This is a genomic window from Segatella copri (assembly GCF_026015625.1).
Lineage (GTDB): Bacteria > Bacteroidota > Bacteroidia > Bacteroidales > Bacteroidaceae > Prevotella > Prevotella copri_H.
This window is the reverse complement of sequence record NZ_JAPDVG010000001.1, coordinates 2,248,387-2,271,297: the sequence shown is the minus strand read 5'-3', so window position 1 is coordinate 2,271,297 and position 22,911 is coordinate 2,248,387. Positions and strand designations below refer to the sequence as shown.

Below are 22,911 nucleotides of genomic sequence, written 5' to 3'. Positions count from 1 at the left end.
CCTTTAAAAACTAAATCCTATTAATATGAATAACGCTGCAAAATGAACTTCTTCATAATCTTATCTTTTTAAAATTGTTACTATATTAATGTTACTTACTTTCTTTGTGGATTCATTGTTGATGAATTGACAAAATAGGTGCAACTCAGAGATTCCGGAGTTCTTACAGAATATGAATTCCAAGCTCAGAAAGCAAAAATATTGCAATCACTGCAGTCCCGTTTAGAAATCGTCGGGGCTGAAAAGGCTAGGATATAGCCAATCTTCCGTCTCTTCTGTTGGAACAACTTTGTTAAACAAATCATTTAAAGGAGTCTTGTCCGTAAGGAATAGACCCACGTTCTTTGAAATAGTGTGTAGCGATTGATCTATGTGCATCACTTTCTTTGCATATTCCATGTTGTTTGTGAGAAACCTATACACCTTATTACTAAGAATTGGTCTTTACAAGAGAAGTTTCTTGCTCTGTAGTTTCCCTTATAACGGTCTACACAAGTTTTGAAATCACGTTCTGGTATAAGTGACATAATCTGAGAGAATATAGTTTTGCCTTTGTTCATCGCACACGTATTTTAAATATGCGTGCAAAGATACAAAATCAAATCGAATACACTGTAAAAAGTCCGTAAACTTTTGAGTATTAATAACTTATTTGCTAATTGTCGGTCTCGTTTTAACGGGACACTAGTGTTATTATTTATTAAAATCGTAATTTTTCACTGCTAATTGTTCTGTTTCTTCAGGATTTGAAGTAACTTTGCATCGTTTAAATATATCAAGTAACAATGAAGAAGTTTTTCGTAGCATCGCTGGCCTTGGTACTTTGTGTATGTGCCCAGGCAGCGAAGAAGCCTACACCAAAGTTGGTGTTTGATGCTTCGAAAGGCGTGGCGGGGTCTGTTACCCTTCCTAATGGGAAGAAGGTCAACTATACTGCTTACACAAATTTGTATTATGTTACTCATGTAGAGGATTCTACGTATCAGTACATGAATGTGTTTGTTCCTGAGGGTGCAACGCAATCCACTCCTATCTTTATGCCCAATTATGTGGGTGGCTATATGGCAGCTGCTCCAAGGATGATAGATGAGGGTGATGCATCAGGTAGAGCTTTGGCAGAAGGCTATGTTGTAGCTATACCTGGTGCAAGAGGTAGAAACTCTATGATTGTACAGAAGGGAAAGACAGTTTATACGGGTCGTGCTCCTAAGGGACTGCTTGATTTGAAAGCGGCAGTTCGCTATCTGCGTTTCTTTGACAGGGATATGCTGGGTGAGGCCGAGCATATTATTACCGATGGAACAAGTGCAGGTGGAGCTATGTCGTCTTTATTGGGTTCCACCGGCAATAATCCTTCTTATGAGCCTATGCTCAAAGCCATGGGAGCAGCTGATACAAGAGACGATGTTTTTGCGGCAGTTTGTTTTTGCCCTATCATCGATCTTGACCATGCGGATATGGCGTATGAGTGGTTGTATGGAGGTGTGGATGAAAAGATTCGACCTGTAACGAGCGAGCAAGTTGCTGTTTCTAAGGAGTTGGCTGCACAATTTCCTGCTTACATCAATAGTTTGGGACTAAAGAAAAAGGATGGAAGTGATTTGAACGCAGACAACTATCGTGGTTATATCAAGCAGCTTTTGATGACAAGTGCTCAGGATGCAAAGGATTATGGTGCTGATATACCAGATAGTATTGGATTTTCATTCTCTTCAGGCATGAAGTTCATTGCTCCTATGAATGGTGGCAAGAAGCAGGGAGAAATGAAGTTTCCAATGGATGTGCCAAAAGATGGTCCTAAGATGATGCCAATGAGAAATAAGTCAAAGGGAGAATACATCACTGGTCTTGACTTGGATAAGTATCTTTTTTATGTGGCAAGTAAGACAGCCCTAAAAGGTGTGCCGGCTTTCGATAGTAAAGGAGTAGCAGGAAGTAAGGCCAGTGGAGAAAATGAGGAGTTTGGCAATAGCAAGGGTAGTTCTGTTAACTTTACCACCTATTCGTTGGTAAAAGCCATAGGAAATTCCAAAGCTGTTCTTGGCAAGGAAATAGAAGAGAATGTAAGGTTGCTCAATCCGATGTGCATGATGGATGAAGAAGGTTCTTGCATTGCACCTCATTGGTACATCCGTCATGGAGCCATAGACAGAGACACGGCGTTCCCTATTCCTATCAACTTGGCTACCAAGCTTGAAAACAAGGGTAAGGATGTTAACTTCAAGCTGCCTTGGAATCGTCCTCACTCAGGTGATTACGCCTTGAACGAACTTTTTGGATGGATTCGATCGATTTGCGGTAAATAGAGAAATATTTGGGATGAAACTCTTTCTCCTCTCTTGTGTCTTTGCAAGAGAGGAGATTTTGTTTTATTCTGATTTTACTGCTCTTTGAAGGCGTTTGGTGGTAGGACTTCTGAAGAAAAATGTGACTAGTAATGCTGAGAATATCTGTAAGCTAACTCATTTTGATCCACGCTGTGTGGGCTCTTGCGTTATCGTTTCTTCTATCATACATGCTCTTGTCTTTGAAAACAGGATATTGGATTATGAAGATGTGATTGGCATAGCCAAACAATATGATGAACGAATCGTTCCATTTGTTGACTTGGCATATCATGAAGGTCTGGATTCTTTGTGTCTGGATGATGAAAAGAGTATGGGATATACGCTCAGAACTTTAGGGGCTGCCCTATGGGCTTATTGGCATGCAACCTCGTATAAAAAGGGTATCTTGAAGATTGTTTTATCAGGAGGAGATGCGGATACAAATGCTGCAGTAGCAGGAGCTATCCTGGGTGCTAAATTTGGAATATGCCATATTCCTGACGAATGGAGAAATGGTCTTCTCCATGCTTCTATGCTTCATGACAAGGTGCAGGAATTCTACGCAATGTATCGCTAAAAGAAAGGATTCGATAATGAATGTGATGCAATTGAATACTGATATTTATAATAGCTTGGGCGTACTTTCTAATGACGAGAGCTATTTGGAAGAAGCCCTTGCTAGTATCAATCAGGCCTTTACGGAATTGAAGCTTCATCGCGAAGGAAAAATGGATTTTATTCCTGCGGAGGATTTGCTTAATGAGTTATAGGATAGAGGTTGCACCTGAGTTTGCCCGTAGATTGAAGAATTTAAGTAAGCGCAGTCTGCATTAGAGTATTATAACGCAGAATCCTGCCGGCATCATTGCCAGCAGGACTCACTTTCAAAAACCGAACCTAAAAGTCTACCTTGTAATTTCTATCTATGCAATATCTATTGTAACCTGAATAAGTCTAACAACTAAGAACTATGGCAGTAGAACAAATGGAAAAATAAAAAATATTGAATTACAGTTAATTTGAGTTTGAAATCATTGTAGTTTAAAGTAAAACTATTATATTTGTGGCTGATAGATTTCGAATCTGTATCATAGATATTGGTTCTAGAGATTATGGTATAAATATAGTAATTTTAAATGATAACATTATGAAAATGAAACGAACATTTATTACTGCATTCTTTGCGATGTTACTTGTAGTTTTTTCAGTTTCATGCAGCAGTGAAGAGAAAGAGTTTGATTATGCAGCATTGCCGATGTCGGCACAGCAGTTTGTAAAGCAATATTTTGCTGGTGCATCATACAGCCGTGTGGAAAAGGAGAAAGATAATGGCTTTTGGGAATATGAAGTATTGCTCAGTGATGGCTCTAAAGTGGAGTTTAATGAGAAGGGAGAGTGGACGAGTGTTGAGTGCAAATACTCTGAGATCCCTGTAGGCATTATTCCTACTGTCATAGCTGAGGATATTGCAAAGAAATATCCTGATTTGAAGCCTTACAAAATTGAAAAAGAGGTTGGCGGATATGAAATTGATATTCCTGACTACGATCTCTATTACAGATATAATGGTATGTTCATACGTGCTGAAATTGACAAATAACAGAAGAGGGTGTGTCATGGATTTATGACACACCCTCATGCAGTTCTGGTACTTACTATAACAGCTCTCTTGCTATCCAGGCACAGGCTTCGGCATCTATTCCGGTTCGGGCTTGATGAGGCTGTAGTAGCTGTCTGCAATCTCGCCATCCCTCACTATCACAATGCCCACCGAGCAGACACTTGTACGCTGCTGGTTGGCCGTTTCGAAATTTATCGCTGCAAAATCTTTCATAGAATTATCATTTTTGTGCCTTATATATTATGGTGTTACTCTGAGGAAATATAGGCTATCCTATTTCTCCCATCAGCCATCTTAGGGCATTGATTCTCTTGATACCGTTGTAATCGGCAGTAGGGTCTTCATCAAGTGTAAGGATATACTTAGGATATTGGTCATTGATCTGCTGCAGAGATGCCAATTCACGTTTTAAGGTAGTCTCATCTCTAACGGTAGCAGCTACCTGATAATACGTGATATTGTTTTCATCAATCGCTACAAAATCTACTTCCAGATTATCCATCTTTCCTATATATACTTTCTGCTGGCGATGGAGTAGTTCCAGATAAACGATGTTCTCCAGGATGCGGCCGGCATCGAATGAGCGGGAACCTAGGAGCATTCTTCTCAAACCGATATCTACTAGATAATATTTACCCAATGTCTTGAGCAGCTGCTTACCCTTGATGTTGTATCTTTTGGTTTCATATACGAAGAAGGTTTCGCAGAGTGCGGTCAGATATCGTTCTACGGTTTTCTGGTCTATTTTCCTTCCATCGGCAGTCATGATGTCGGCTATGCGCTTGGTGGATAGGATGTTGCCGATATTGTCGGCTGTGAAACGGATAACGCTTTCCAGCATCATGACATCGGGTAACTTCTTCCTGCTCATGATATCCTTTACTACAATGGTGTTATATACGCCATTCAGGTAGTCGCTGATTTCTGCGGGAGTATCCAGTTCAAGGGTATATGGAAAACTGCTCCTTGTGATGTAGTCTGTATAGGCTTTGGGAAGATTGTCGGTTCCTCCGATACCTTCAACATACTCTCTGAATGAAAGGGGAAGCATTGCGATTTCCACATATCTTCCGGATAGTAACGTGGCGATTTCGCTTGACAGCATATAGGCATTCGACCCCGTAATATAGAGATCTACTGTTGGCTTCAGGTTGAGGCTGTTGATGATGTCAGGGAAATCTTCCACATGTTGTATCTCATCAAAGAAGATATAAGTCATCTTGTCTTGATGAATTAATGGCTTGATATAAGCGTATAAGTTATGTGGATTACGAAGTTCATAGAAGTCGTAATCCTCGAAATTGAGATAGATGATTTGGTCGGCACTGACACCTTGCCTCTTAAGCCAGTCACGATAAATCTCCATAATGGTGGATTTACCGCAACGGCGAATGCCGGTTATCACTTTGATAAGAGACTTGTCTTTGAAAGCGATCAGTTTATTGAGATATTCCGTTCTTTCTATTCGTTTCATATCATTTCATTGCTCTTTGATTATATATTTGCTGCGAAGATACTATTTTTTTTAGGATAAATCATCCTAAAAGTAGAATATTTAAGAAAGTTTTAGGATGAATCGTCCTAAAACTTTTGAAATTAGAGAAGTTTTAGGATAAATCGTCCTAAAACTTTTTATCTATCCCCATATTTAGGTATTTCTGCGAAACCATCATTTTTAGGTATTGCAGATGATGGAAAAAGGATGTATCTTTGCACCCGAAAATAAATGTAACTAAAAGTAAGATAGACAAATGAAAACAACAATCGTAATTTATGGCTCTTCTACTGGCTCATGCCAGTCGATTGCCGAAACCATCGCCTCTAAGTTGGGCGTGGAAGCTGTAGATGTAGCTAACATCGATGACGCTACTATCGCAAGTCATGAGAATCTTCTTCTCGGTACTTCTACCTGGGGTGCCGGTGAGATGCAGGATGACTGGTATGATGGCGTGAAGACATTGAAGAGTGCCGGCTTGGCTGGCAAGACTGTGGCCCTGTTTGGTTGTGGCGACAGCGAGTCTTACCCTGATACATTCTGTGGCGGCATGAAGGAACTCTATGATGCTGCCGTTGAGGCTGGTGCTACCGTATTGCCTGGTGTTTCTACAGACGGATACACCTATGATGACAGTGAGGCAATTGATGGCGACAAGTTCCTGGGACTCGCACTCGACGAGGTGAACGAGGACGACAAGACAGAGGAGCGTATCGATGCCTGGATTGAGGCTATCAAACCAGCGTTATAATTTTACAAAAATATTTTTCAAGAATTGGAGAATGATGGAATTCTCTGATTCTTGGTTTAAAAACAGATAAATTCGGATAGTATGCAGCAGGAAATCGCAACACCAGTAGATTTGAAGGTTCTGATGAATCATATTTATGAATATAAGAAGGGCGTGCGCCGTCTGGTGCTCTACACCTTCAACAAGAAATATGAGTCTTTTGCCATAACAAGATTAGAGCGTCAGAACATTGATTATATCATCCAGCCGGTTGGCAACGACCGTCTGAATCTCTTCTTTGGTAAGAAAGAATGTCTGGATGCTATCCGCATGATAATCACCAAACCATTATGCCAGCTTACGCCGGAGGAGGATTTTATCCTGGGTGCCATGCTGGGATATGACATCTGCGCCCAATGCGAACGCTATTGTGAGCGGAAGAAGAAGGTTTGCTAAGCTTTTCTTTCATCTTCGTAATGTTTTATGTTTATAAGTAGAAAGAGCGTGATTGCCGTAATGGTGATTACGCTCTTTCTGCATATTTCGGAATAATTCCTCTTTTTGAGGGCTGAAATGAAAGAAAAAGTCCTGAAAGCACTACTTATTTATTAGTACTGACTATATCAATGCGTTTAACCTGATACCAACTTCTAAGTATAAAAAATGTGAAAATCACAATTTCTCGGTATTGTACAATTTCTAAATAAGCCTTACCTTTGCAGCCCGAAAAAAGGAATAGATATGAAAAAAGGATTAGGAAAAATCAGAAAGATTAAAAAGAAACACATCTTCCTGGCCTTATTGGCCGTGATTGTTCTGGGAGGTTTGGCGAAGGCTTACTCTGCCTGGGTGGGTACTACCCGCATCGCTTTCCTCAACTATCAGGCTATTGCGCTGGGACAGATTTCGCATGCCAACGACAATGCGATGATTAAACTGAGTGAAATCACGACCGATGATTTCGATCATCTGGATGATTACGATATGATTATCGTGAATGGTATGGGTCTCCGAATCGACGAGAACCAGCGCAAGCAGTTGGAAGAGGCTTCCTACAAGGTGCCAACCCTGACTCATGCTGCTACCAACCCAGCCAACAATATCGTATCAGTAGATAACTTCGATGCCGATTATCTGATGCAGTACATCGAGAACGGCAGCAAGAAGAATTATCATAGCATGCTCGCTTACATCCGTAAATTTATCGACGGAAAGAAGTTCATGGCTCCAGAGCCGGAACGTGTGGATGAGCGACCAGACTATCTCCTGACTCATTTCGACCCGAAGGATGAAAAGGGCGATGAGCTGGGTTTCAACAGCATCCGCGAGTACAATGCATTCCTGGCAAAGAACGGTTTATATAAAGAAGGTGCTCCTACCATCTTGCTCACCGGTTTTATGGGTGCGGCTCCTGATATGGAGAAGGCTTTCGAGAAGAAGGGATTCATGGTGTATCGCATCAACCAGCTGCAGAGCTTTATCGCCGGTCATCATGCCGACAGTATTCAGGCGAATGCCGTAGTAAATATGGCGCATGGCAGACTGGGCGATTACTTCGTAGAGTTTCTGAAGCAGAAGAATATTCCACTGTTCTCACCTCTTAATATCAACCGCTTGACCACCGATTGGGAGAACGACAAGCAGGGAATGAATGGCGGTTTCATGTCGCAGAGCATCGTGACTCCGGAGATTGATGGTGCCATCTGTCCATACGTGGTTTTCGGACAGCGCATCAACAAGGAGGGCTTGCAGGAGGTTTACGGCATCCCTGACAGAATGGAGAGTTTCGTAGAGAGCGTGCAGGGCTATGTGAATCTGAAGAACAAGAAGAACAGCAACAAGCGCATCGCCATCTTCTACTTCAAGGGACCCGGTCAGAATGCACTTACCGCTTCGGGAATGGAAGTGGTTCCATCGCTCTACAATCTCCTGGTTCGCTTGAAGAATGAGGGATACAATGTAGGCAAGTTGCCAGCCAATCCTCAGGAACTGGCAAAGATGATCCAGGCTCAGGGTGCCGTCTTCGGAACCTATGCCGAGGGTGCTTATACCCAGTTCCTGAAGTCTGGACATCCAGCCCTGGTTACTGCCCAGCAGTTTGCCGGATGGACCCAGAAGGCTTTGTCTAAGAAGATGATCAAGGAGATGAACCAGCTCTATGGTTCCTTCCCAGGCAAATATATGGCTACCGATGACGGTAAGTTGGCTGTGGCAAGACTGCAGTTCGGTAATGTGGCTCTGCTTCCACAGGTGATGGCAGGTGTGGGAGGCGACTCCTTCAAGATTGTGCATGGCACCGACCAGGCACCTCCTTACACCTATGTTGCCTCTTATCTCTGGGCACGTTATGGTTTCAGTGCCGATGCACTCATCCATTTCGGAACCCACGGCTCGCTGGAATATACTCCGAGAAAGCAGGTGGCACTCGGCAGCGACGACTGGAGTGACCGATTGATTGGTGTGGTTCCACATCTTTATATATATACCATCGGCAATGTGGGAGAGGCGATGATTGCCAAGCGCCGTACCTATGCCCAGACCCAGAGCTATCTCACTCCTCCTTTCAAGGAGAGCGAGTTGCGACAGACCTACAAGCAGTTGAGCGATGCCATCCAGTCATACGAGAAGAAGGCATCTGCCGAACAGTCGCTCAAGGTGAAGGCGCTGACCGTGAAGATGGGAATCGCCCGTGAACTGGGGCTCGATGCCAAGCAGATGAACAAGCCTTATTCTGCAGATGAAATTGCGAGAGTAGAGAACTATGCAGAAGAGTTGGCTAATGAGAAGATTACCGGCAAGCTCTATACTCTGGGTGTGCCATACGATAATGATGATGTCCGCACCAGTGTCTATGCGATGGCTACAGATCCTATTGCCTACGGAATGCTGGCAGTAGATAAACTGAAAGGTCGTGCTCAGGAGGGTGTGGAGAAGCACAAGCAGCTTTTCGACCGTCTCTATCTGAGCAAGGCACGCAATACCGTGACCCAGCTTCTGGGTTCAGCCTCGGTTTCTGATGAATACATCTGCCGTTATGTAGGAATCACTCCTGCCGAACTCCAGATGGCCCGTAAGGTAGAGGCGATGCAGGCTGCTCCAGATCCTATCCAGATGATGATGCAGATGGCAGACCAGATGGGTGGAGCGAAGGAGGCGAAGCCGAAGAAGGTGGACCACCGTACGGTAAGCGAGCTCCGTGCTGCCAAGGTTTCTCATAAGAAGAAGATTCCGCAGATGAGTCGTGAGGCTTTTGAGAAGATGGAGCAGACCGGTCACTTCCCTGACAAGATGATGGAAGCCATCAAGAAGGGACAGAAATGGTATCAGGAGGATCAGAAGAAGGCGAAGATGGCGAAAGCCGGCAAGGGCAAAGCACCTCAGAAATCTTCTAAAGATAAGGGTATGATGATGTCGAAAGCACCTAAATATACCCGTCAGCAGATTCATCTGGCTCAGGCGATTACTACCGTAGAGCATGCCTTGCAGAATGTGGGCAAGTATTCGGAGGCGCTCCGTCAGAGTCCGTTCAACGAGATGTCTTCTCTGATGAATGCCCTGAATGGCGGCTTTACCGCTCCATCTCCTGGTGGTGATCTGATTGTGAATCCGAACACCCTGCCTACCGGTAGAAACCTCTTCTCCATCAATGTGGAGAATACACCTTCGGAGGATGCCTGGGAGAAGGCGAAGGAACTTTGCGACAATACCATCAAGATGTATTGTGAGCGACATAAGGGTGAATATCCTCGTAAGGTAAGCTACACGCTCTGGAGTAGTGAGTTTATCGAAACAGAGGGTGCTACCATCGCTCAGATTCTCTATATGCTCGGTGTAGAACCGGTAAGAGATGCCTTCGGTCGTGTTACCGATCTGCGTCTCATCCCATCCAAGCAGTTGGGCCGTCCTCGCATCGATGTCGTGGTTCAGACTTCCGGTCAGCTCCGCGACCTGGCTGCATCCCGTCTCTTCCTCATCAACAAGGCGATAGAGATGGCGGCAAATGCCAAGGGTGACAAGTACGACAACCTGGTGAAAGCCGGTGTTACCGAATCCGAAAGAGTGCTCGTAGAGAAGGGTATGTCGCCAAAGGAGGCCCGCGAGGTTAGTATGTATCGTGTCTTTGGTGGCGTAAACGGCAACTATGGTACCGGTATCCAGGAGATGGTAACCGCAGGCGACCGCTGGGATAAGGAGAGTCAGATTGCCGAGGTCTATATGAACAATATGGGTGCCTACTACGGTGATGAGAAGAACTGGGAAACCGTTCGCAAGGCTGCTTTCGAGGCAGCGCTGACCCGTACTGATGTGGTGATTCAGCCACGACAGAGCAACACCTGGGGTGCTTTGAGTCTTGACCACGTATATGAATTCATGGGAGGTATGAACCTCGCAGTCCGCAACGTAACCGGTAAAGATCCGGATGCTTATCTCGCCGACTATCGCAACCATAGCAATATGAGAATGCAGGAGGTGAAGGAGGCTATCGGCATCGAGGGCAGAACCACCATCTTCAACCCTGCCTATATCAAGGAGAAGATGAAGGGTGGAGCCAGCAGTGCCAGCACATTCGCCGAAATCGTAACCAATACCTATGGTTGGAATGTGATGAAGCCAAAGGCAATCGACAAGGAGATGTGGGACGAGATCTATAATGTATATGTCAAGGACAAGTACAATCTCGGCACCAAGGAGTTCTTCGACAAGCAGAATCCGGCAGCGCTGATGGAGATGACCGCCGTGATGATGGAGAGTGCCCGCAAGGGAATGTGGAAGGCTACTCCTCAGCAGCTCAAGGACATCGCCAAGCTTCATACCGAGACCGTGAACAAGTATAAGCCTTCATGCTCCGGTTTCGTCTGCGACAATGCCAAGCTGCGCAACTATATAGCCAGCAAGACCGATGCTGCTTCTGCCAAGGAATATCAGCAGAATGTAGAGCAGATCCGCGATGCTGAGGCTGCGAAGAACAGCAGCGACAAGGGTATGGTGATGAAGAAGGAGACGCTGAATGAGGATGCTCAGAAGACCACCACTGTGGTGAGCGGCATCGTAGTAGGTGTCATCGTCATCGTAGCTTTCGTTGTGCTCGCCGTATATTTGCGACGTCGTCGCAAAATGATGAGTGAAGAATAATTCAACATTCAACATTTAACATTCAACATTTTAAAAAAAGTGGAGACATTAGTTTTAGTAATGATGATATTGGTTTGCTTCAGTTTTGTGCTGAAGCAGACCTTCCACGGAGTGAAGGAGATTATGATCATCTCGGTGCTCGTAGCCTTCTTCGTGGGAATGACCTGGCCACTTGCCATCGAGCAGTCGAAGACGCAGATTGTGGCTTGGATAGCCGACCAGAAGCTGATGCTCGATATGGCGGTGCTGCTGAGTATCGACGTGGCACTCACGATGCTTTTCTGTGTGCACCACGTAGATCTGAAGACTTCGGAACATGTGAGTCGCCGCAAATGGGTGTTCTTCATCTTCCTGAAGTATTTCCCGGGTTTGCTGGTTTTCCCAGTGCTGTTCAGCGTTCTGGTGATGACCATCTTTCTGCTTCCTGGCGTATCGTTCCAGGTAGTGGCATGGGTGCTTGCCGTAGTGCTGCTGGTCTTGACTCCGGTATTCACCTACGGTTTGAGATGGCTCTTGCCGGAGCGACCAATCCGCTTGGAACTGCTTTTCCTGGTAGAGGTGCTGCTCGGATTGATGGGCATCATCGGTACGGTGAATGGCAGGACTGCGGTGGCAGGATTCAACAGTTTTGATGCCCTCTCGCTTCTCGGCGTCATCGCCATCGTCATCGTAGGAATGGCGATAGGATGGGGCTGCTATCGCATCAAGATGCAGCGCTTATCACAGAAACTGTAAAGGCGCAAGCCCCAACTTAACATTCAACATTCAACATTTAACATTATAAAAAAGATGAATTACATATCAGACGTATTGTTTTGGATTTCCACAGGCATGCTGGTTCCTGTGATTATTTTGTTGATTTTCTTCTTCCTCAGAGCCTTGCTGCTCCTCGGAGGTTTCTTCGGACAGTATCTTGTAAAGCGCAAATCGGGGGCGGAGATTCGTGAACAGATGAACACTCTGACGCTCGATAACATCGATACCCTGGGCGATCGCTTGCCAAAGAACAAGCAGGCTGTCATCGTTTCCTATATGAAGAAACTCGTGGACAACCGTCAGAGCAAGGCGCAGGTAAACCGCATCCTCGACCAGTATGCCCAGTTTGTTGAGAAGGATCTTTCTCTTCCTTCTACACTCCTGAAGATGGGTCCGATGCTCGGTTTGATGGGTACCTTGATTCCGATGGGTCCTGCCCTGGTAGGTCTTTCTACCGGTGATATTGCTTCGATGGCTTACAATATGCAGGTGGCTTTCGCTACCACCGTAGTGGGATTGTTCTCTGCAGCCATCGGTTTCGTAACCAAGCAGACCAAGAACCGCTGGTACACCGAGGATATGAGCAACCTCGAGTTTATGGCAGACCTTGTAAGTGAAGAGTGAATAACGAAGAGTGAAGAATTCAATAGTAATAATTTATGAGACAAAGACGTAGAAGTCGTCTCTCGCATGATGGCGAGGATGATGATCCCATGAGCGTAGTGAGCAACCTCTTCGATGTGGCGATGGTGTTTGCCCTTGCCCTGATGGTGGCACTCGTTTCGCGCTATAATATGACGGAAATGTTCAGCAAGGATAACTTCACGATGGTGAAGAACCCTGGCAAGGAGAATATGGAAATCATTACCAAGGATGGACAGAAGATAAATCGCTATACTCCTTCTGAAGACCAGAGTAAGAAGTCGGGCAACAAGGGAAAGAAGGTAGGCATTGCTTACCAGCTGGAGAATGGCGAAATCATCTATGTTCCGGAAGATAAATAATCGGGGATTGCAAATCCCCTCAAACAGAAAATATTATTGTAACTAAAAGAAAAATAAAGAAAAATGAAAAAGTTTAAGACAATGATGGCCATGATGTTGGCTTTGGTTTCTATGTGTGTAGCATTCAGCTCTTGCAGCAGTGATGATGATGACAATAATGGTGCTGGCTCTTCAGCAACAGCAGAACAGGTTGTTGGTACTTACGTTGGTGAAACAATGTCTATTGCTTTGGCAGGTCAGGGTGATATGGACCCATTGGAGAATGCAACTTTTAAGTTGGAAAAAGTTGATGATAGTCATGTAAATATCATCCTTCCTGCATTTGGATCTGCACCTATGGCTTTACCTTCAATTACAGTGAAGAATCTTGCTGTAACAGAGTCAAATGGTACTTATTCTATTCCTGAAACCAGTTTTGATCAAACATTGGAAAATGGCAAAGGTCTTTCTAAAACTGCTATAAAAGCAACTATAAAAGATGGTAAAATGCAGATTACTTTTGTTTTACAGTATGGTAAAATGCCTTTTATCATGAACTGTTCTTCAAATGCAACAAAGAAGTAATTGTCGATGAAACAAAAGATATTCGCACTATTCCTGATCCTTTGCGGATTGTGCCTGAATCTGAAAGCCGAAACCCAGGGCGATGTCGTGGGTAGGGTGCTCGATGATTCGGGCGCACCTCTGGCGGGTGCTACCGTCCAGATTTTGCATGCAAAGAGTGGGGTAACAACTGATGAAGACGGATATTTCCGCATTCCTTACAGCAAGGATGGAGCGGTGAGAGTGAAGGTGAGCTTTGTGGGCTATCAGACTCAGACCTTCGTACTGAAAGCGGATGAGAGAAAAGGTGAGCAGCATGTGCTTCGCCTTCAACCGGATGCTACAGCCCTCGATCAGGTGGTAGTTACCGCAACCCGAACTCCGAAGGCTTTGAAGGATGCTCCTGTGGTAACCCGTCTGATTACCGCCAATGATATCAAGATTGCAGATGCTACCAATATCCAGGACCTCCTCACCGAGCAGATGCCGGGTCTGGAATTCGGCTATGCCATGAATCAGGAGACTTCTCTCAATATGAATGGTTTCGGTGGAAACGCCGTGCTCTTCCTCGTAGATGGCGAGCGATTGGCTGGTGAAACCATGGATAATGTAGATTATAGTCGTCTGAACTTGGATAATGTAGGACGTATCGAGATAGTAAAGGGTGCTGCTTCGGCGCTCTATGGTGCCAATGCCGTAGCCGGAGTTGTCAACATCATCTCCCGTGAAAACAGCGAACCTTGGACTGCCAATGTCAATACCCGCTACAACGACTTCAACAAGGAGTGGCGCCACGGTGGAAGCTTCAGCTTCAATGCCGGAAAATGGAATTCGCAGACCAGCATCCAGCGCACCACATCGGATGAGGTTCAGCTCACCAGTCCTTTCGATACAGAATCCAACATCCTCCATATCTATGGTGGAGAGACCTTCAATGTGAAGGAGCGTCTTACCTACAAGCTCTCTGATAAGGTAAAACTGATAGGTCGTGGCGGTTATTTCAATCGTATCAGCAAGCGCAGCAACTATGATGATCATTACATGGATTATTCTGCCGGACTGAAGACCGTGATGAATCTTTCGGGGAATGATAATCTGGAGATTTCTTACGGCTTCGACCAGTATGACAAGGCTCGATATGTGAATGATGAGCGTACTCACGACCACGATTATACCAACCGTCAGAACACCGTCCGTGCCCTCTATTCCCATATCTTCGGCAAGAATACATTGACGGTAGGTGCAGATTTCCTGAACGATTATCTTACCACCTATCAGTTTGAGGATAATGAATCAAAGAATCAGAATTCATGTGATGCCTTCGCCCAGTTCGATTACAATCCTTTGCAGTGGTTGAACATCGTGGCAAGTCTTCGTCATGATTACTTCTCTGCATCCAGCCAGCATGCTACTACCGGTCGTCTGGCTCTGATGACCAAGTGGAAGGGGTTCTCCATCCGTGCCAACTATGCCGGCGGATTCCGTGCCCCAACGCTCAAGGAGATGTATATGAACTTTGATATGGCAGGTATGCAGATGATTTACGGTAATCCGGATCTGAAGCCGGAGAAGAGCGACAACTACAACCTGGCGCTGGAGCATACCGGAAGGGTGAAGAATGCTGGCTTCTTTACCGGTCAGTATAGTCTTACCCTGATGGGCTATTATAATAAGTATGATAAGCGCATCACTACCGAGGATTATGCCGATTATATCCCGGGAACCGGTCAGCCGGATGTGGCTTCGCGTTATTGCAACGAGGATGGAGTAGAGGTGAGCGGCATCGACTTCAGTGCCCAGTACCGTTCGGATATGGGACTCGGTGTGAAACTCGACTACAGTTATCTCCATGTGGGTGGCAGAAGTGTAGATTCCCAGTTCTCCCAGCCTCGTCCGCATTCTGCAACCTGGCGTCTCGACTACGATCGTCAGCTCTGTTCGTTCTATCGCATCAATGCCGCTTTGTCAGGCAGATACCTGTCTGCTCCTGATACGAACATCAAGAAGCATGACAGCAGTTATCAGTTGTGGAAGTTCACGCTTCAGCAGCGATTTCTGGATGCCGTCAATCTGAATTTCACGGTAGATAATCTTTTCGGTTATACGCCAAAGAACTATTATTGGAGTTCGGCGATGACCACCGGTCGCACCTTCTCAGTAGGTCTTTCTATCGATATCGACCGTTTTGTAAAGGTATTCTAATAAAAATAGCAGGGTGGACCAGTCTTCCATCCTGCTTCTTTTTTATTAATAGCACCCCTCTAACTGTATAAAAACAGGTAGTTAGGGCGATTTTTCTTGTTTTGCCTAGAACCATCTCTTCTTCATTTTCTTCAAGAAATCCTTGGTGATAGGGAAGCCGGAGGCATCACCTATTACGGAGTCGATATGGCAGAAGGGACATTCGGCTGTAGGCGGCTCATCAGGGAAGTAATCTGTGATTTCGGATGGCGTGAAGATTTCGCAGCAGCTGAAGCAGCCGCATTTTTCTGACTTCTCAATCTGTTCCTTGTTGCTGAAACTGCAATCGTGAGCTTGGCGGAAGATCCTGTCTTTCTCCTCCTCTTCTTTCTGCTTTTTCTCAGCCTTTTCCAGATAACCCTTGAATCGTCTCTGAAGATAGAGCGGCACATGATAGTGAGGGGCGAAGACATGCAGCGACGGAACGTGGTCGTGGTATTCGTAGCCGGGACCATCTATCACGGTATAGCTGTCATCCGTTTCATCGTATGGCAGTTCATCCAATCCCCTTTTATCCTTGGCAGCCTGGTTTCTCTCCCAGATCCATTCGGTGGTAAGCGGAGTTCCGACAACGATGGCAAGTTTTACCTCATCGCCACGATATACTTCCACGATGTCACCCTTCTTGAATCTGATCTGTTCTGCGTTTCTGCCTCGGAAGGTCTCGTCAGGATGACGGTCGTATGCAGGCAAATCGCAGACTCCGGGATAGTAAATGCTGAAACGCGAACAGCAGTAAGACTGGTCGATCAGTTTTCCTTCCCCATCATACATCCTTTCCGAAAGACATTCGCGGTCGTAGTGCAACAGTCCCAGCGGAATCTCCGAGATATAATAGCAGAAGGTATCCAGCGGATAGTCGTCTTCCTCCTTCATCTTCTTGCGGTAAAGGACATCCTGGTGCATCAGTCTCTCTGCCTCCTCCAAAGTTGTAGTGAAGGCTTGCGGACAATAGGTGTTCACCTTATATTTCGGATAATGTGAACGCTTTTTCTCCTCCAGCTCTTCTGTTTCTAATACTTCGAGCTTGAAGATGGCAGGAACATCCCGATGCTGTGGATGTTCAGCCAATTGCTTGAATTCTTCGTATGTCATGGGATGGTTATTTTAAGAATTTATGAAACTTGAGAATCTGAGATCTAAGTTCAGGTATTCTGATGCCTTCAGAGTCTTTGCCTTCTTGATTGTTAAGATTCCTTTTGCTGATAGTTTTATGAATTTTCAGTTTTCTCATGCCCGACTTGCCGTTAGCTTTATGGTTCCACCAAGGCTTGGGATATGCATGTCTTTTTTTGTATCTCGTGCCATCGCAGTTCTGGATAAAGATTTCCAATACTAATCCATCCATTTGACAATCATGCGGGATGTTGATGGCACGTCTTTGGATATCCATTTCGTAGAAGATACTTCCGTCCTTTTTGCAGAGCACGATGTCCAGATAGTCTGGCATATCAGGTATAGTTCCAGGCTCTGACATTTGTGGTTGAAACTCCCCAAACTCTTCCTTCACATACTCGAATAGTCCCCGAGTATATTTTTCGATATCCACCCCTACATATCGAGTATAGGTGTATTTGATGATACATAAAGACATTTTATTTGCCATTTTATTCTTTCTTTTTGGTTATACCTTTATAATATAGTAATATGAAGGGAAAATTTCAAAAAAAAACGCCAATATTTTGAAAAAAAGTATTGGCGCTTGATTATTGAATTCGCGGCTTATAAGTCCGCCCTAACTATGTTAAAAAAGGTAGTTAGGGCGGTGGTATCCTAAGTGAGGTAAGGATGAGTGCCCTTTTCTTAGTCTTTTAATGTAGCCAAAGGTATAACCTTTACTCCATCTTCCCTTGTATAAGCCATTTCGCCTCCTGTCATGACAATCAGCAGGTCTGGCTCTCTGAGTGGCATCTGATGCTCTGTCTTGTTCTTCTCACGAATCAAATCCCGTAGTTGCAGGAGATGCTTGGCACCATCTTCTATCTCCCGACTACCCAACTTGCATTCTATCAAGGCATAGCGGCCATCTGCAAGATGAAGCACGATGTCTGCCTCCAGGTCATAGCGGTCGTGATAGTAAGAGACTCTACCTCCCAAGGCTTGCGAATATACCTTCAGGTCGCGAATGCACATACACTCGAATATGAAACCAAAGGTTCGAAGGTCTAATTCCAGATTTCTTGGTGACATACCCAAAGCAGCAACAGCTATGGAAGGATCTACAAAGCAACGCTTGGCTCCCGAACGGATTGCTGCGGCTGAGCGGATTGCCGGACACCATGCCTCCACATCTTCTATGACAAACAATCGTTGCAGGGCAGAAACATAATCATCAAATGTTGGCATCGACGTTTTCTCCATTTCTACCGTGATGTCTGCCAACATCTTGGATTTCTTGACGAGGGTGCAGATGTTCCGGGCATAAGAACGCATGATGAGTCGAGCCAAAGCTGGCTGTCTTCTTACGCCATCTACCCTCGATATATCTTCATCGCAAATCACATTTACGTAATCCTGTGCTATCAGTAATTGTGCCTCCTGCGAAGTGACGTCCAGTGATGCTGGCCAACCGCCTCGGCAAGCAGCGAAAATCAGTTTCTCCACGGTCATGTCTGACAGAAATCCATCAATATCGTAAGCTGGGTCATCAAACAATAAACGTAAAGATATGGAGCCTGTTGATTCCTTTGACTCATAAAGGCTCATAGGATACATGGGCATCTTGGAGATGCGACCAGTACCCGTATGCATGATTTCTCCGTTTTTGTCTTCGACGACTGTAGAACCGGTTAAGATAAACTGACCTTTCTGTTTTCGCTCATCTACGGTATTCCGAACAGCATCCCATAAAACTGGTGCTACCTGCCACTCGTCTATCAGTCGTGGTGTTTTGCCTTTGAGCAGCAAGGATGGTTTGGTGCGTGCCGTCGCCAGATATCCTTCACGCTTATCTGGATCTTGCATCTTGATTACGCTCTTTGACTGCTGCATGGCCGTTGTGGTTTTTCCGCACCATTTTGGTCCAACAATCTGTACTGCTCCAAAGGCTTCCAGACGAAGTTGGAGCATTCTGTCTGCTATTCTATCTAAATACTTCATGTTCAATATGTTTTTGTTTGCAAAGATAGTAATAAATAGTGGAATCTACAAATAATTTTGTATTTTTGTGGTATTTTATTTTGTGTTTTAACGGTATTTTACTTTGTATTTTTGCGGTACTTTACTTTGTGTTTTTGCGGTAAACGGTATTTTAATGTCCGTTTTCAAAACTGATACTATTCTTAGGAGGAAAATAAAAAACATTCATGGCAATTCGCTATTATATCAATAGGAAAGCCATGAGTGTAATTGGTTTATTGAAGTCTTAATTTCCTTGAACCTGTCCAACTTACTTTGCTGATAGATTCTGAGGAAAGTTCAAGTGTCTTGTAATCTTTGGAAACGGTACCTCGTAGGACTAAATCGTTGGCGTAAACGGTTATGTCATAGCCATTCGCTTCCCATTCTCCACTCCAAGTGGCGTCGTCTTGCAAGGTTTCCTTGATGCTGACTTTGCCATTGTTCTTGAAGGTAATGCGCAATGACTCAGTAAATGTGCTCTTATCCAAGTCTCTTTCGTCATCATATACGATGTCGTCTTCTACTTGGCGTGTTACCTTATATACCATTTTCCCTCTTTGTGCAACTGTGTCGCTAAAGATTTTTGTAGAGTCCACTTGTGGCTCTACTTTTTCGGAAACGATAGTGTCTTTTATTGCCGTACTGTCTACGGTTTCTGCATCTTTAGTCTGTTTGTTGCCACAGGCGGTAAATGATGCGACTAGGCAAACGCCTAATGCTGTGATAATAGAATGTCTCATGAGGCTTGTTATTTGATTTCCTTTACAATTTTTGCGGATGCTGCACAGTCCTTGGCTCTAACCAGAGTGATGTCACCTTCATAACTGTCTGGCAAAAGGTTAAAGTTGAGATGATCACATTCTGCAAAGCCGTTCTTCATGTGATAACTAACATTTGTGAGAAACTTCTTGCCGTTTTGTATCAAAACTAAGGCATCTCCTTCGTGTTGACCATCAAATGCATCTGCGCAATCTTTCTTGACGCCAGGCTTCTGTAATGCCTCCTTTACAGACATACCTACTGCCAAATTGTTTGATTTAGCAATACTGTCTGCTTTTGCAATACTATCAGCACGAGCTATGCTATCGCATCTGGCAATACTGTCTGCTTTAGCTTGCGCTATGGCAACTGAATCTATTCCATTCTCCTCCTTGTTATTCTTGTTGTTTGAGCAACTTGTGATGCTTGTTGTGAAACATACAAACATCATGATTAAAAAATGTTTCTTTTTCATTGTCTTGTAATTTGAAATTTACACTTTATAGAAGCTACTTTCCCGTTTTGGGTATAGATCCTTATTGTAATCTAAAAACGACAGGTGTTGTACATTTGGTTCGTACAGGTATTCCTTTTAGTTTTGCTGGTGTCCATTTCGGCATAGCCTTAACAACACGCAGGGCTTCCCTGTCAAGTGACGGGTCAACACTTCTAATAACCTTAACGTCAGACATGGAGCCGTCTTTCTCTATGATACTCTCTACGATTACACGTCCTTGTACGCCATTTTCCTGTGCTACATCAGGATATTTTACATTGCTGTTCAGATAAGACTTCATTGCACTTTCACCACCAGGAAAAGATGGCTTTTCATCAACTTTATCAATTTCATTGACTTCGTTGTAAACTGACTCTTCGTTTGGATTCCAATTTACAAGTTCATCGTATTTAAGTGAGTCGCTCTGCAATTGGAAAAACAGATCTTCTAAAATGACCCCATCGGGATTAGTTTGCCATGTTATCTTCTCCTCCTTCATCTTGACGTTGTCAATCTTGATATAGATACTTCCGTTTGCAGTGATGTTGTATGAGAATGAGAGACCAAGTTTAGATATAGGTATCACGATATTTCCACCGCCTTTTCCTTCAGTATTGGCAGGTTTGAATACTATGTCCCACTCATTATTGTTCGACTTATTGTTGAAGAAATAATTGTTTTTGATTTTTTTGTTAAAGTCGTTTACTAAATTTGGGCTTGGCTTAGTGACAGTTGTTGTATTGGCTTTTTGTGTAGTGCCTCGTCTTGCTTGTCCGAAGGTTGGGCTTCCTGTTAGCATAACGAATATTGCTAAAATGATACTTTTTCCGATTTTAGAGGAAAAAGTGGTGCTTAATGTTTGTAAAAATGAATGCTTCATAATAAATGTAATGCTTTTATGAGTCCGCTTATTAATGTTATTAATATATGACATTTGTAACCTTTCCATTTCTAACCTTTACGATTCTAGGGAATACCTTCCCAAGAAGATTGACCAGTCGGAGAGCATAGGAAGGGATATATTGTTTGTAAGTACCAACTAAGTCTCTGTAAGGACCATTGTATTTGTACATTTGATATCTGCTACCATCAGTCTCAAAAGTCCTGAATTCGGTAAGGATACCTTCTGGCATACCTATATAAACCTTTCCCTTTTTGATGTTGTCGTATGCTCTCTGTCCATATTTCGCTACAAGACTTTTTTCTTGTGCTATCATTGATTTTAAATTTGGTAAATTGGTCAGAAAAGTTTTCATGTTTTGATCTCCTTCTTCTGCGCCAATTTTTATATACTTAACAAAGTCAGCGTAAGAAAGATATTTGCTAATACCAAAATCATTCTCACCTGTCATTTTCGAGTAATAGGCACCAACCAAAGCCTGAATTGCATCAAGGTTTTTTAGATCAGCTGCCTTGCGCAAATATTTGACTCCTTCTGGTATGTTTTTTGTTACACCCTTTTGCTTGTCACCCGCTAAGAGCATTGCACCATAATAATAGGCTGCTTGTGGGTAATTGTTTTTTACCGCTTTGAGATACCATTTCATAGCTTCCGAATCGTTCTTAGCTACACCTTCGCCTTTATCATAGGCTTTTCCCAGATAGTATTGAGCCTTCGCATATCCTTGATTGGCTGCTTTTGTATACCATTTCACGGCTTCTTCAAGGTTCTTTTCTACCCAGTCGCCATTTTCATAGCAGGCTCCCAAGTTGCATTGTGCCAATGGTAGTCCTTGTTCTGCAGCTTTTGTGTACCATTTTACGGCTTCTTTAAGATTCTTGTCTACTCCTTCGCCAAATTCATAACAGTATCCTAAGTCGTTTTGTGCTTCAGTATATCCTTGCTCTGCCGCTTTTGTATACCATTTTACGGCTTCTCCACGGTCCCTGTATTGTACTCCATTGCCATAGTAATAGCAGTTGCCTAAGTTGTATTCTGCTTTAGCATTTTCTTGTTCTGCAGCTTTTGTGAACCATTTTACAGCTTCAGTTAAATTTTCCGTAACCCCTTTCCCATCATAATATGCTTCGCCCAGAGCATTCTGTGCTTCTGCTTCGCCAGACTTGGCTTTTAGCATGAGGGTGACAATGTTGGTTGTTTGTGCAAATACTCCCGATGCTGTCGCAAAGAAGAGTATCATGATTAGATAAATCTTTTTCATATTCTTCTTGTTTTTAATTGTTATTATTCCCAATATTGTTTACAAGTGTAAATGTATCATATCTAATAGATGGTTTGCAAAAATTGCGTTCCAATAGTTTGCAATAGGTGAGCCCTTAGGCAAAACAGGCATCTCTTGAAAATATGGATGCGTTACAACCATTGTATATTGATGAGTCCTTGCAAAATTTTTGAGATAGGCGAATGTCCCATGTTTTGTACGACAACATCCAACGATGATTTTGATAGTTGGAATGCTTGCTACAATATTATACCAATCTTCAAATCTACTATCGACTCCATCACCAATGGTAATAACTGCAATTTCTGCCGTTCCATTGCGTTGTAGAATAGCCAGTTGCTCTTTCTTGAGATTGATGGAACGGCTATCATAAAGCCATCCTTCACGATGTGAAATTAAAAGTTCTATCAATCTGGTAGCACTTAGTGTCTTGCCATGATTGCCTAATGCGCTGATGGCTATCAGTAGCTTTTCTGGCTTTGTGTTTTCTAATTTTTCCATAA

Annotated in this window: 23 protein-coding genes and 1 pseudogene; 13 read left to right on the top strand and 11 right to left on the bottom strand. The window is 43.8% G+C overall.

Annotation, left to right across the window (positions count from 1 at the left end; genetic code table 11):
• Positions 1–138 precede the first annotated feature (138 nt).
• Positions 139–258 carry an SHOCT domain-containing protein gene (locus ONT19_RS16335; protein WP_367399994.1) on the top strand — a complete coding sequence of 40 codons (120 nt, stop codon included), beginning with the start codon at positions 139–141 and terminating at the stop codon, positions 256–258.
• A gap of 119 nt (positions 259–377) precedes the next feature.
• On the opposite strand, the gene ONT19_RS09730 is transcribed toward ONT19_RS16335, so the two are convergent.
• Positions 378–560, bottom strand: coding sequence for a DUF4372 domain-containing protein (locus tag ONT19_RS09730; RefSeq protein WP_264952588.1), 183 nt, complete (start codon positions 558–560; stop codon positions 378–380).
• 225 nt (positions 561–785) lie between these two features.
• Here ONT19_RS09730 and ONT19_RS09725 point away from each other — a divergent pair, with 225 nt between their 5' ends.
• The 4 genes from ONT19_RS09725 to ONT19_RS09710 all read left to right on the top strand — a co-directional run bounded on the left by ONT19_RS09725 (position 786) and on the right by ONT19_RS09710 (position 3,927).
• Positions 786–2,306, top strand: coding sequence for an alpha/beta hydrolase (locus tag ONT19_RS09725; RefSeq protein ID WP_264952589.1), 1,521 nt, complete (start codon positions 786–788; stop codon positions 2,304–2,306).
• Positions 2,307–2,427: 121 nt separating this feature from the next.
• Positions 2,428–2,904, top strand: a complete 477-nt coding sequence (locus tag ONT19_RS09720; RefSeq protein WP_264952590.1) for an ADP-ribosylglycohydrolase family protein — start codon at positions 2,428–2,430, stop codon at positions 2,902–2,904.
• 22 nt (positions 2,905–2,926) lie between these two features.
• Complete coding sequence (locus ONT19_RS09715; RefSeq protein WP_153072619.1) at positions 2,927–3,097, top strand: hypothetical protein; 171 nt, start codon at positions 2,927–2,929, stop codon at positions 3,095–3,097.
• 377 nt (positions 3,098–3,474) lie between these two features.
• Positions 3,475–3,927 carry a PepSY-like domain-containing protein gene (locus ONT19_RS09710; protein WP_264952592.1) on the top strand — a complete coding sequence of 151 codons (453 nt, stop codon included), beginning with the start codon at positions 3,475–3,477 and terminating at the stop codon, positions 3,925–3,927.
• Positions 3,928–4,026: 99 nt separating this feature from the next.
• On the opposite strand, the pseudogene ONT19_RS09705 reads toward ONT19_RS09710, so the two are convergent.
• Positions 4,027–4,161 (bottom strand): annotated as a pseudogene (locus ONT19_RS09705) (exonuclease); the annotation flags it as partial.
• Positions 4,162–4,216: 55 nt separating this feature from the next.
• Positions 4,217–5,422 carry an ATP-binding protein gene (locus tag ONT19_RS09700; RefSeq protein ID WP_022120340.1) on the bottom strand — a complete coding sequence of 402 codons (1,206 nt, stop codon included), beginning with the start codon at positions 5,420–5,422 and terminating at the stop codon, positions 4,217–4,219.
• Between the two features lie 277 nt (positions 5,423–5,699).
• Here ONT19_RS09700 and fldA point away from each other — a divergent pair, with 277 nt between their 5' ends.
• The 8 genes from fldA (at position 5,700) to ONT19_RS09660 (ending at position 15,811) form a co-directional block, all read left to right on the top strand.
• Entirely contained in the window at positions 5,700–6,194 is a 495-nt protein-coding gene (fldA, locus tag ONT19_RS09695) for a flavodoxin FldA (protein WP_118312892.1), read from the top strand.
• A gap of 81 nt (positions 6,195–6,275) precedes the next feature.
• On the top strand, positions 6,276–6,629 hold the full coding sequence (locus tag ONT19_RS09690; RefSeq protein WP_022120342.1) for a DUF2023 family protein: 354 nt from the start codon (positions 6,276–6,278) through the stop codon (positions 6,627–6,629).
• A gap of 315 nt (positions 6,630–6,944) precedes the next feature.
• Positions 6,945–11,306, top strand: coding sequence for a cobaltochelatase subunit CobN (locus ONT19_RS09685; RefSeq protein WP_437183503.1), 4,362 nt, complete (start codon positions 6,945–6,947; stop codon positions 11,304–11,306).
• Positions 11,307–11,345: 39 nt separating this feature from the next.
• Positions 11,346–12,041, top strand: coding sequence for a hypothetical protein (locus tag ONT19_RS09680; protein ID WP_264952594.1), 696 nt, complete (start codon positions 11,346–11,348; stop codon positions 12,039–12,041).
• Between the two features lie 54 nt (positions 12,042–12,095).
• Complete coding sequence (locus tag ONT19_RS09675; RefSeq protein WP_118201665.1) at positions 12,096–12,686, top strand: MotA/TolQ/ExbB proton channel family protein; 591 nt, start codon at positions 12,096–12,098, stop codon at positions 12,684–12,686.
• 35 nt (positions 12,687–12,721) lie between these two features.
• On the top strand, positions 12,722–13,066 hold the full coding sequence (locus ONT19_RS09670; RefSeq protein ID WP_089543796.1) for a DUF2149 domain-containing protein: 345 nt from the start codon (positions 12,722–12,724) through the stop codon (positions 13,064–13,066).
• Positions 13,067–13,129: 63 nt separating this feature from the next.
• Positions 13,130–13,630, top strand: a complete 501-nt coding sequence (locus tag ONT19_RS09665) for a calycin-like domain-containing protein (protein ID WP_153084980.1) — start codon at positions 13,130–13,132, stop codon at positions 13,628–13,630.
• Between the two features lie 6 nt (positions 13,631–13,636).
• Positions 13,637–15,811 (top strand): TonB-dependent receptor, encoded by a 2,175-nt coding sequence (locus tag ONT19_RS09660; protein WP_264952595.1) that lies wholly within the window; start codon positions 13,637–13,639, stop codon positions 15,809–15,811.
• 105 nt (positions 15,812–15,916) lie between these two features.
• Here ONT19_RS09660 and ONT19_RS09655 read toward each other — a convergent pair whose 3' ends face one another.
• The 8 genes from ONT19_RS09655 to ONT19_RS09620 all read right to left on the bottom strand — a co-directional run bounded on the left by ONT19_RS09655 (position 15,917) and on the right by ONT19_RS09620 (position 22,909).
• Positions 15,917–16,945, bottom strand: coding sequence for a hypothetical protein (locus ONT19_RS09655; protein ID WP_264952596.1), 1,029 nt, complete (start codon positions 16,943–16,945; stop codon positions 15,917–15,919).
• 7 nt (positions 16,946–16,952) lie between these two features.
• The gene (locus ONT19_RS09650; RefSeq protein ID WP_264909099.1) at positions 16,953–17,456 is read right to left on the bottom strand and encodes a hypothetical protein; all 504 of its coding nucleotides are present in this window, start codon (positions 17,454–17,456) and stop codon (positions 16,953–16,955) included.
• Between the two features lie 197 nt (positions 17,457–17,653).
• A complete protein-coding gene (locus tag ONT19_RS09645) occupies positions 17,654–18,949 on the bottom strand; it encodes an ATP-binding protein (protein WP_203068957.1) in 1,296 nt (431 codons plus the stop codon).
• Positions 18,950–19,203: 254 nt separating this feature from the next.
• Complete coding sequence (locus ONT19_RS09640; RefSeq protein WP_147347506.1) at positions 19,204–19,518, bottom strand: hypothetical protein; 315 nt, start codon at positions 19,516–19,518, stop codon at positions 19,204–19,206.
• Positions 19,519–19,718: 200 nt separating this feature from the next.
• Positions 19,719–20,204 carry a hypothetical protein gene (locus tag ONT19_RS09635; protein WP_117728492.1) on the bottom strand — a complete coding sequence of 162 codons (486 nt, stop codon included), beginning with the start codon at positions 20,202–20,204 and terminating at the stop codon, positions 19,719–19,721.
• A gap of 61 nt (positions 20,205–20,265) precedes the next feature.
• The gene (locus tag ONT19_RS09630) at positions 20,266–21,105 is read right to left on the bottom strand and encodes an energy transducer TonB (protein ID WP_264952597.1); all 840 of its coding nucleotides are present in this window, start codon (positions 21,103–21,105) and stop codon (positions 20,266–20,268) included.
• A 40-nt stretch (positions 21,106–21,145) separates the two neighbouring features.
• Entirely contained in the window at positions 21,146–22,387 is a 1,242-nt protein-coding gene (locus ONT19_RS09625; protein ID WP_264952598.1) for a tetratricopeptide repeat protein, read from the bottom strand.
• A gap of 39 nt (positions 22,388–22,426) precedes the next feature.
• Positions 22,427–22,909 (bottom strand): hypothetical protein, encoded by a 483-nt coding sequence (locus ONT19_RS09620; RefSeq protein WP_153082873.1) that lies wholly within the window; start codon positions 22,907–22,909, stop codon positions 22,427–22,429.
• Positions 22,910–22,911 lie beyond the last annotated feature (2 nt).

What these genes read in the sequence shown, in the direction of transcription:
- ONT19_RS09655 (WP_264952596.1), bottom strand. Translation starts at nt 16,945, where the DNA reads ATGACATACGAAGAATTCAAGCAATTGGCTGAACATCCACAGCATCGG.
- ONT19_RS09725 (WP_264952589.1), top strand. Translation starts at nt 786, where the DNA reads ATGAAGAAGTTTTTCGTAGCATCGCTGGCCTTGGTACTTTGTGTATGT.
- fldA (WP_118312892.1), top strand. Translation starts at nt 5,700, where the DNA reads ATGAAAACAACAATCGTAATTTATGGCTCTTCTACTGGCTCATGCCAG.
- ONT19_RS09710 (WP_264952592.1), top strand. Translation starts at nt 3,475, where the DNA reads ATGAAAATGAAACGAACATTTATTACTGCATTCTTTGCGATGTTACTT.
- ONT19_RS09660 (WP_264952595.1), top strand. Translation starts at nt 13,637, where the DNA reads ATGAAACAAAAGATATTCGCACTATTCCTGATCCTTTGCGGATTGTGC.
- ONT19_RS09645 (WP_203068957.1), bottom strand. Translation starts at nt 18,949, where the DNA reads ATGAAGTATTTAGATAGAATAGCAGACAGAATGCTCCAACTTCGTCTG.
- ONT19_RS09630 (WP_264952597.1), bottom strand. Translation starts at nt 21,105, where the DNA reads ATGAAGCATTCATTTTTACAAACATTAAGCACCACTTTTTCCTCTAAA.
- ONT19_RS09700 (WP_022120340.1), bottom strand. Translation starts at nt 5,422, where the DNA reads ATGAAACGAATAGAAAGAACGGAATATCTCAATAAACTGATCGCTTTC.
- ONT19_RS09635 (WP_117728492.1), bottom strand. Translation starts at nt 20,204, where the DNA reads ATGAAAAAGAAACATTTTTTAATCATGATGTTTGTATGTTTCACAACA.
- ONT19_RS09665 (WP_153084980.1), top strand. Translation starts at nt 13,130, where the DNA reads ATGAAAAAGTTTAAGACAATGATGGCCATGATGTTGGCTTTGGTTTCT.
- ONT19_RS09625 (WP_264952598.1), bottom strand. Translation starts at nt 22,387, where the DNA reads ATGAAAAAGATTTATCTAATCATGATACTCTTCTTTGCGACAGCATCG.
- ONT19_RS09670 (WP_089543796.1), top strand. Translation starts at nt 12,722, where the DNA reads ATGAGACAAAGACGTAGAAGTCGTCTCTCGCATGATGGCGAGGATGAT.
- ONT19_RS09650 (WP_264909099.1), bottom strand. Translation starts at nt 17,456, where the DNA reads ATGGCAAATAAAATGTCTTTATGTATCATCAAATACACCTATACTCGA.
- ONT19_RS09690 (WP_022120342.1), top strand. Translation starts at nt 6,276, where the DNA reads ATGCAGCAGGAAATCGCAACACCAGTAGATTTGAAGGTTCTGATGAAT.
- ONT19_RS09675 (WP_118201665.1), top strand. Translation starts at nt 12,096, where the DNA reads ATGAATTACATATCAGACGTATTGTTTTGGATTTCCACAGGCATGCTG.
- ONT19_RS09620 (WP_153082873.1), bottom strand. Translation starts at nt 22,909, where the DNA reads ATGGAAAAATTAGAAAACACAAAGCCAGAAAAGCTACTGATAGCCATC.
- ONT19_RS09640 (WP_147347506.1), bottom strand. Translation starts at nt 19,518, where the DNA reads ATGGTATATAAGGTAACACGCCAAGTAGAAGACGACATCGTATATGAT.
- ONT19_RS09730 (WP_264952588.1), bottom strand. Translation starts at nt 560, where the DNA reads ATGAACAAAGGCAAAACTATATTCTCTCAGATTATGTCACTTATACCA.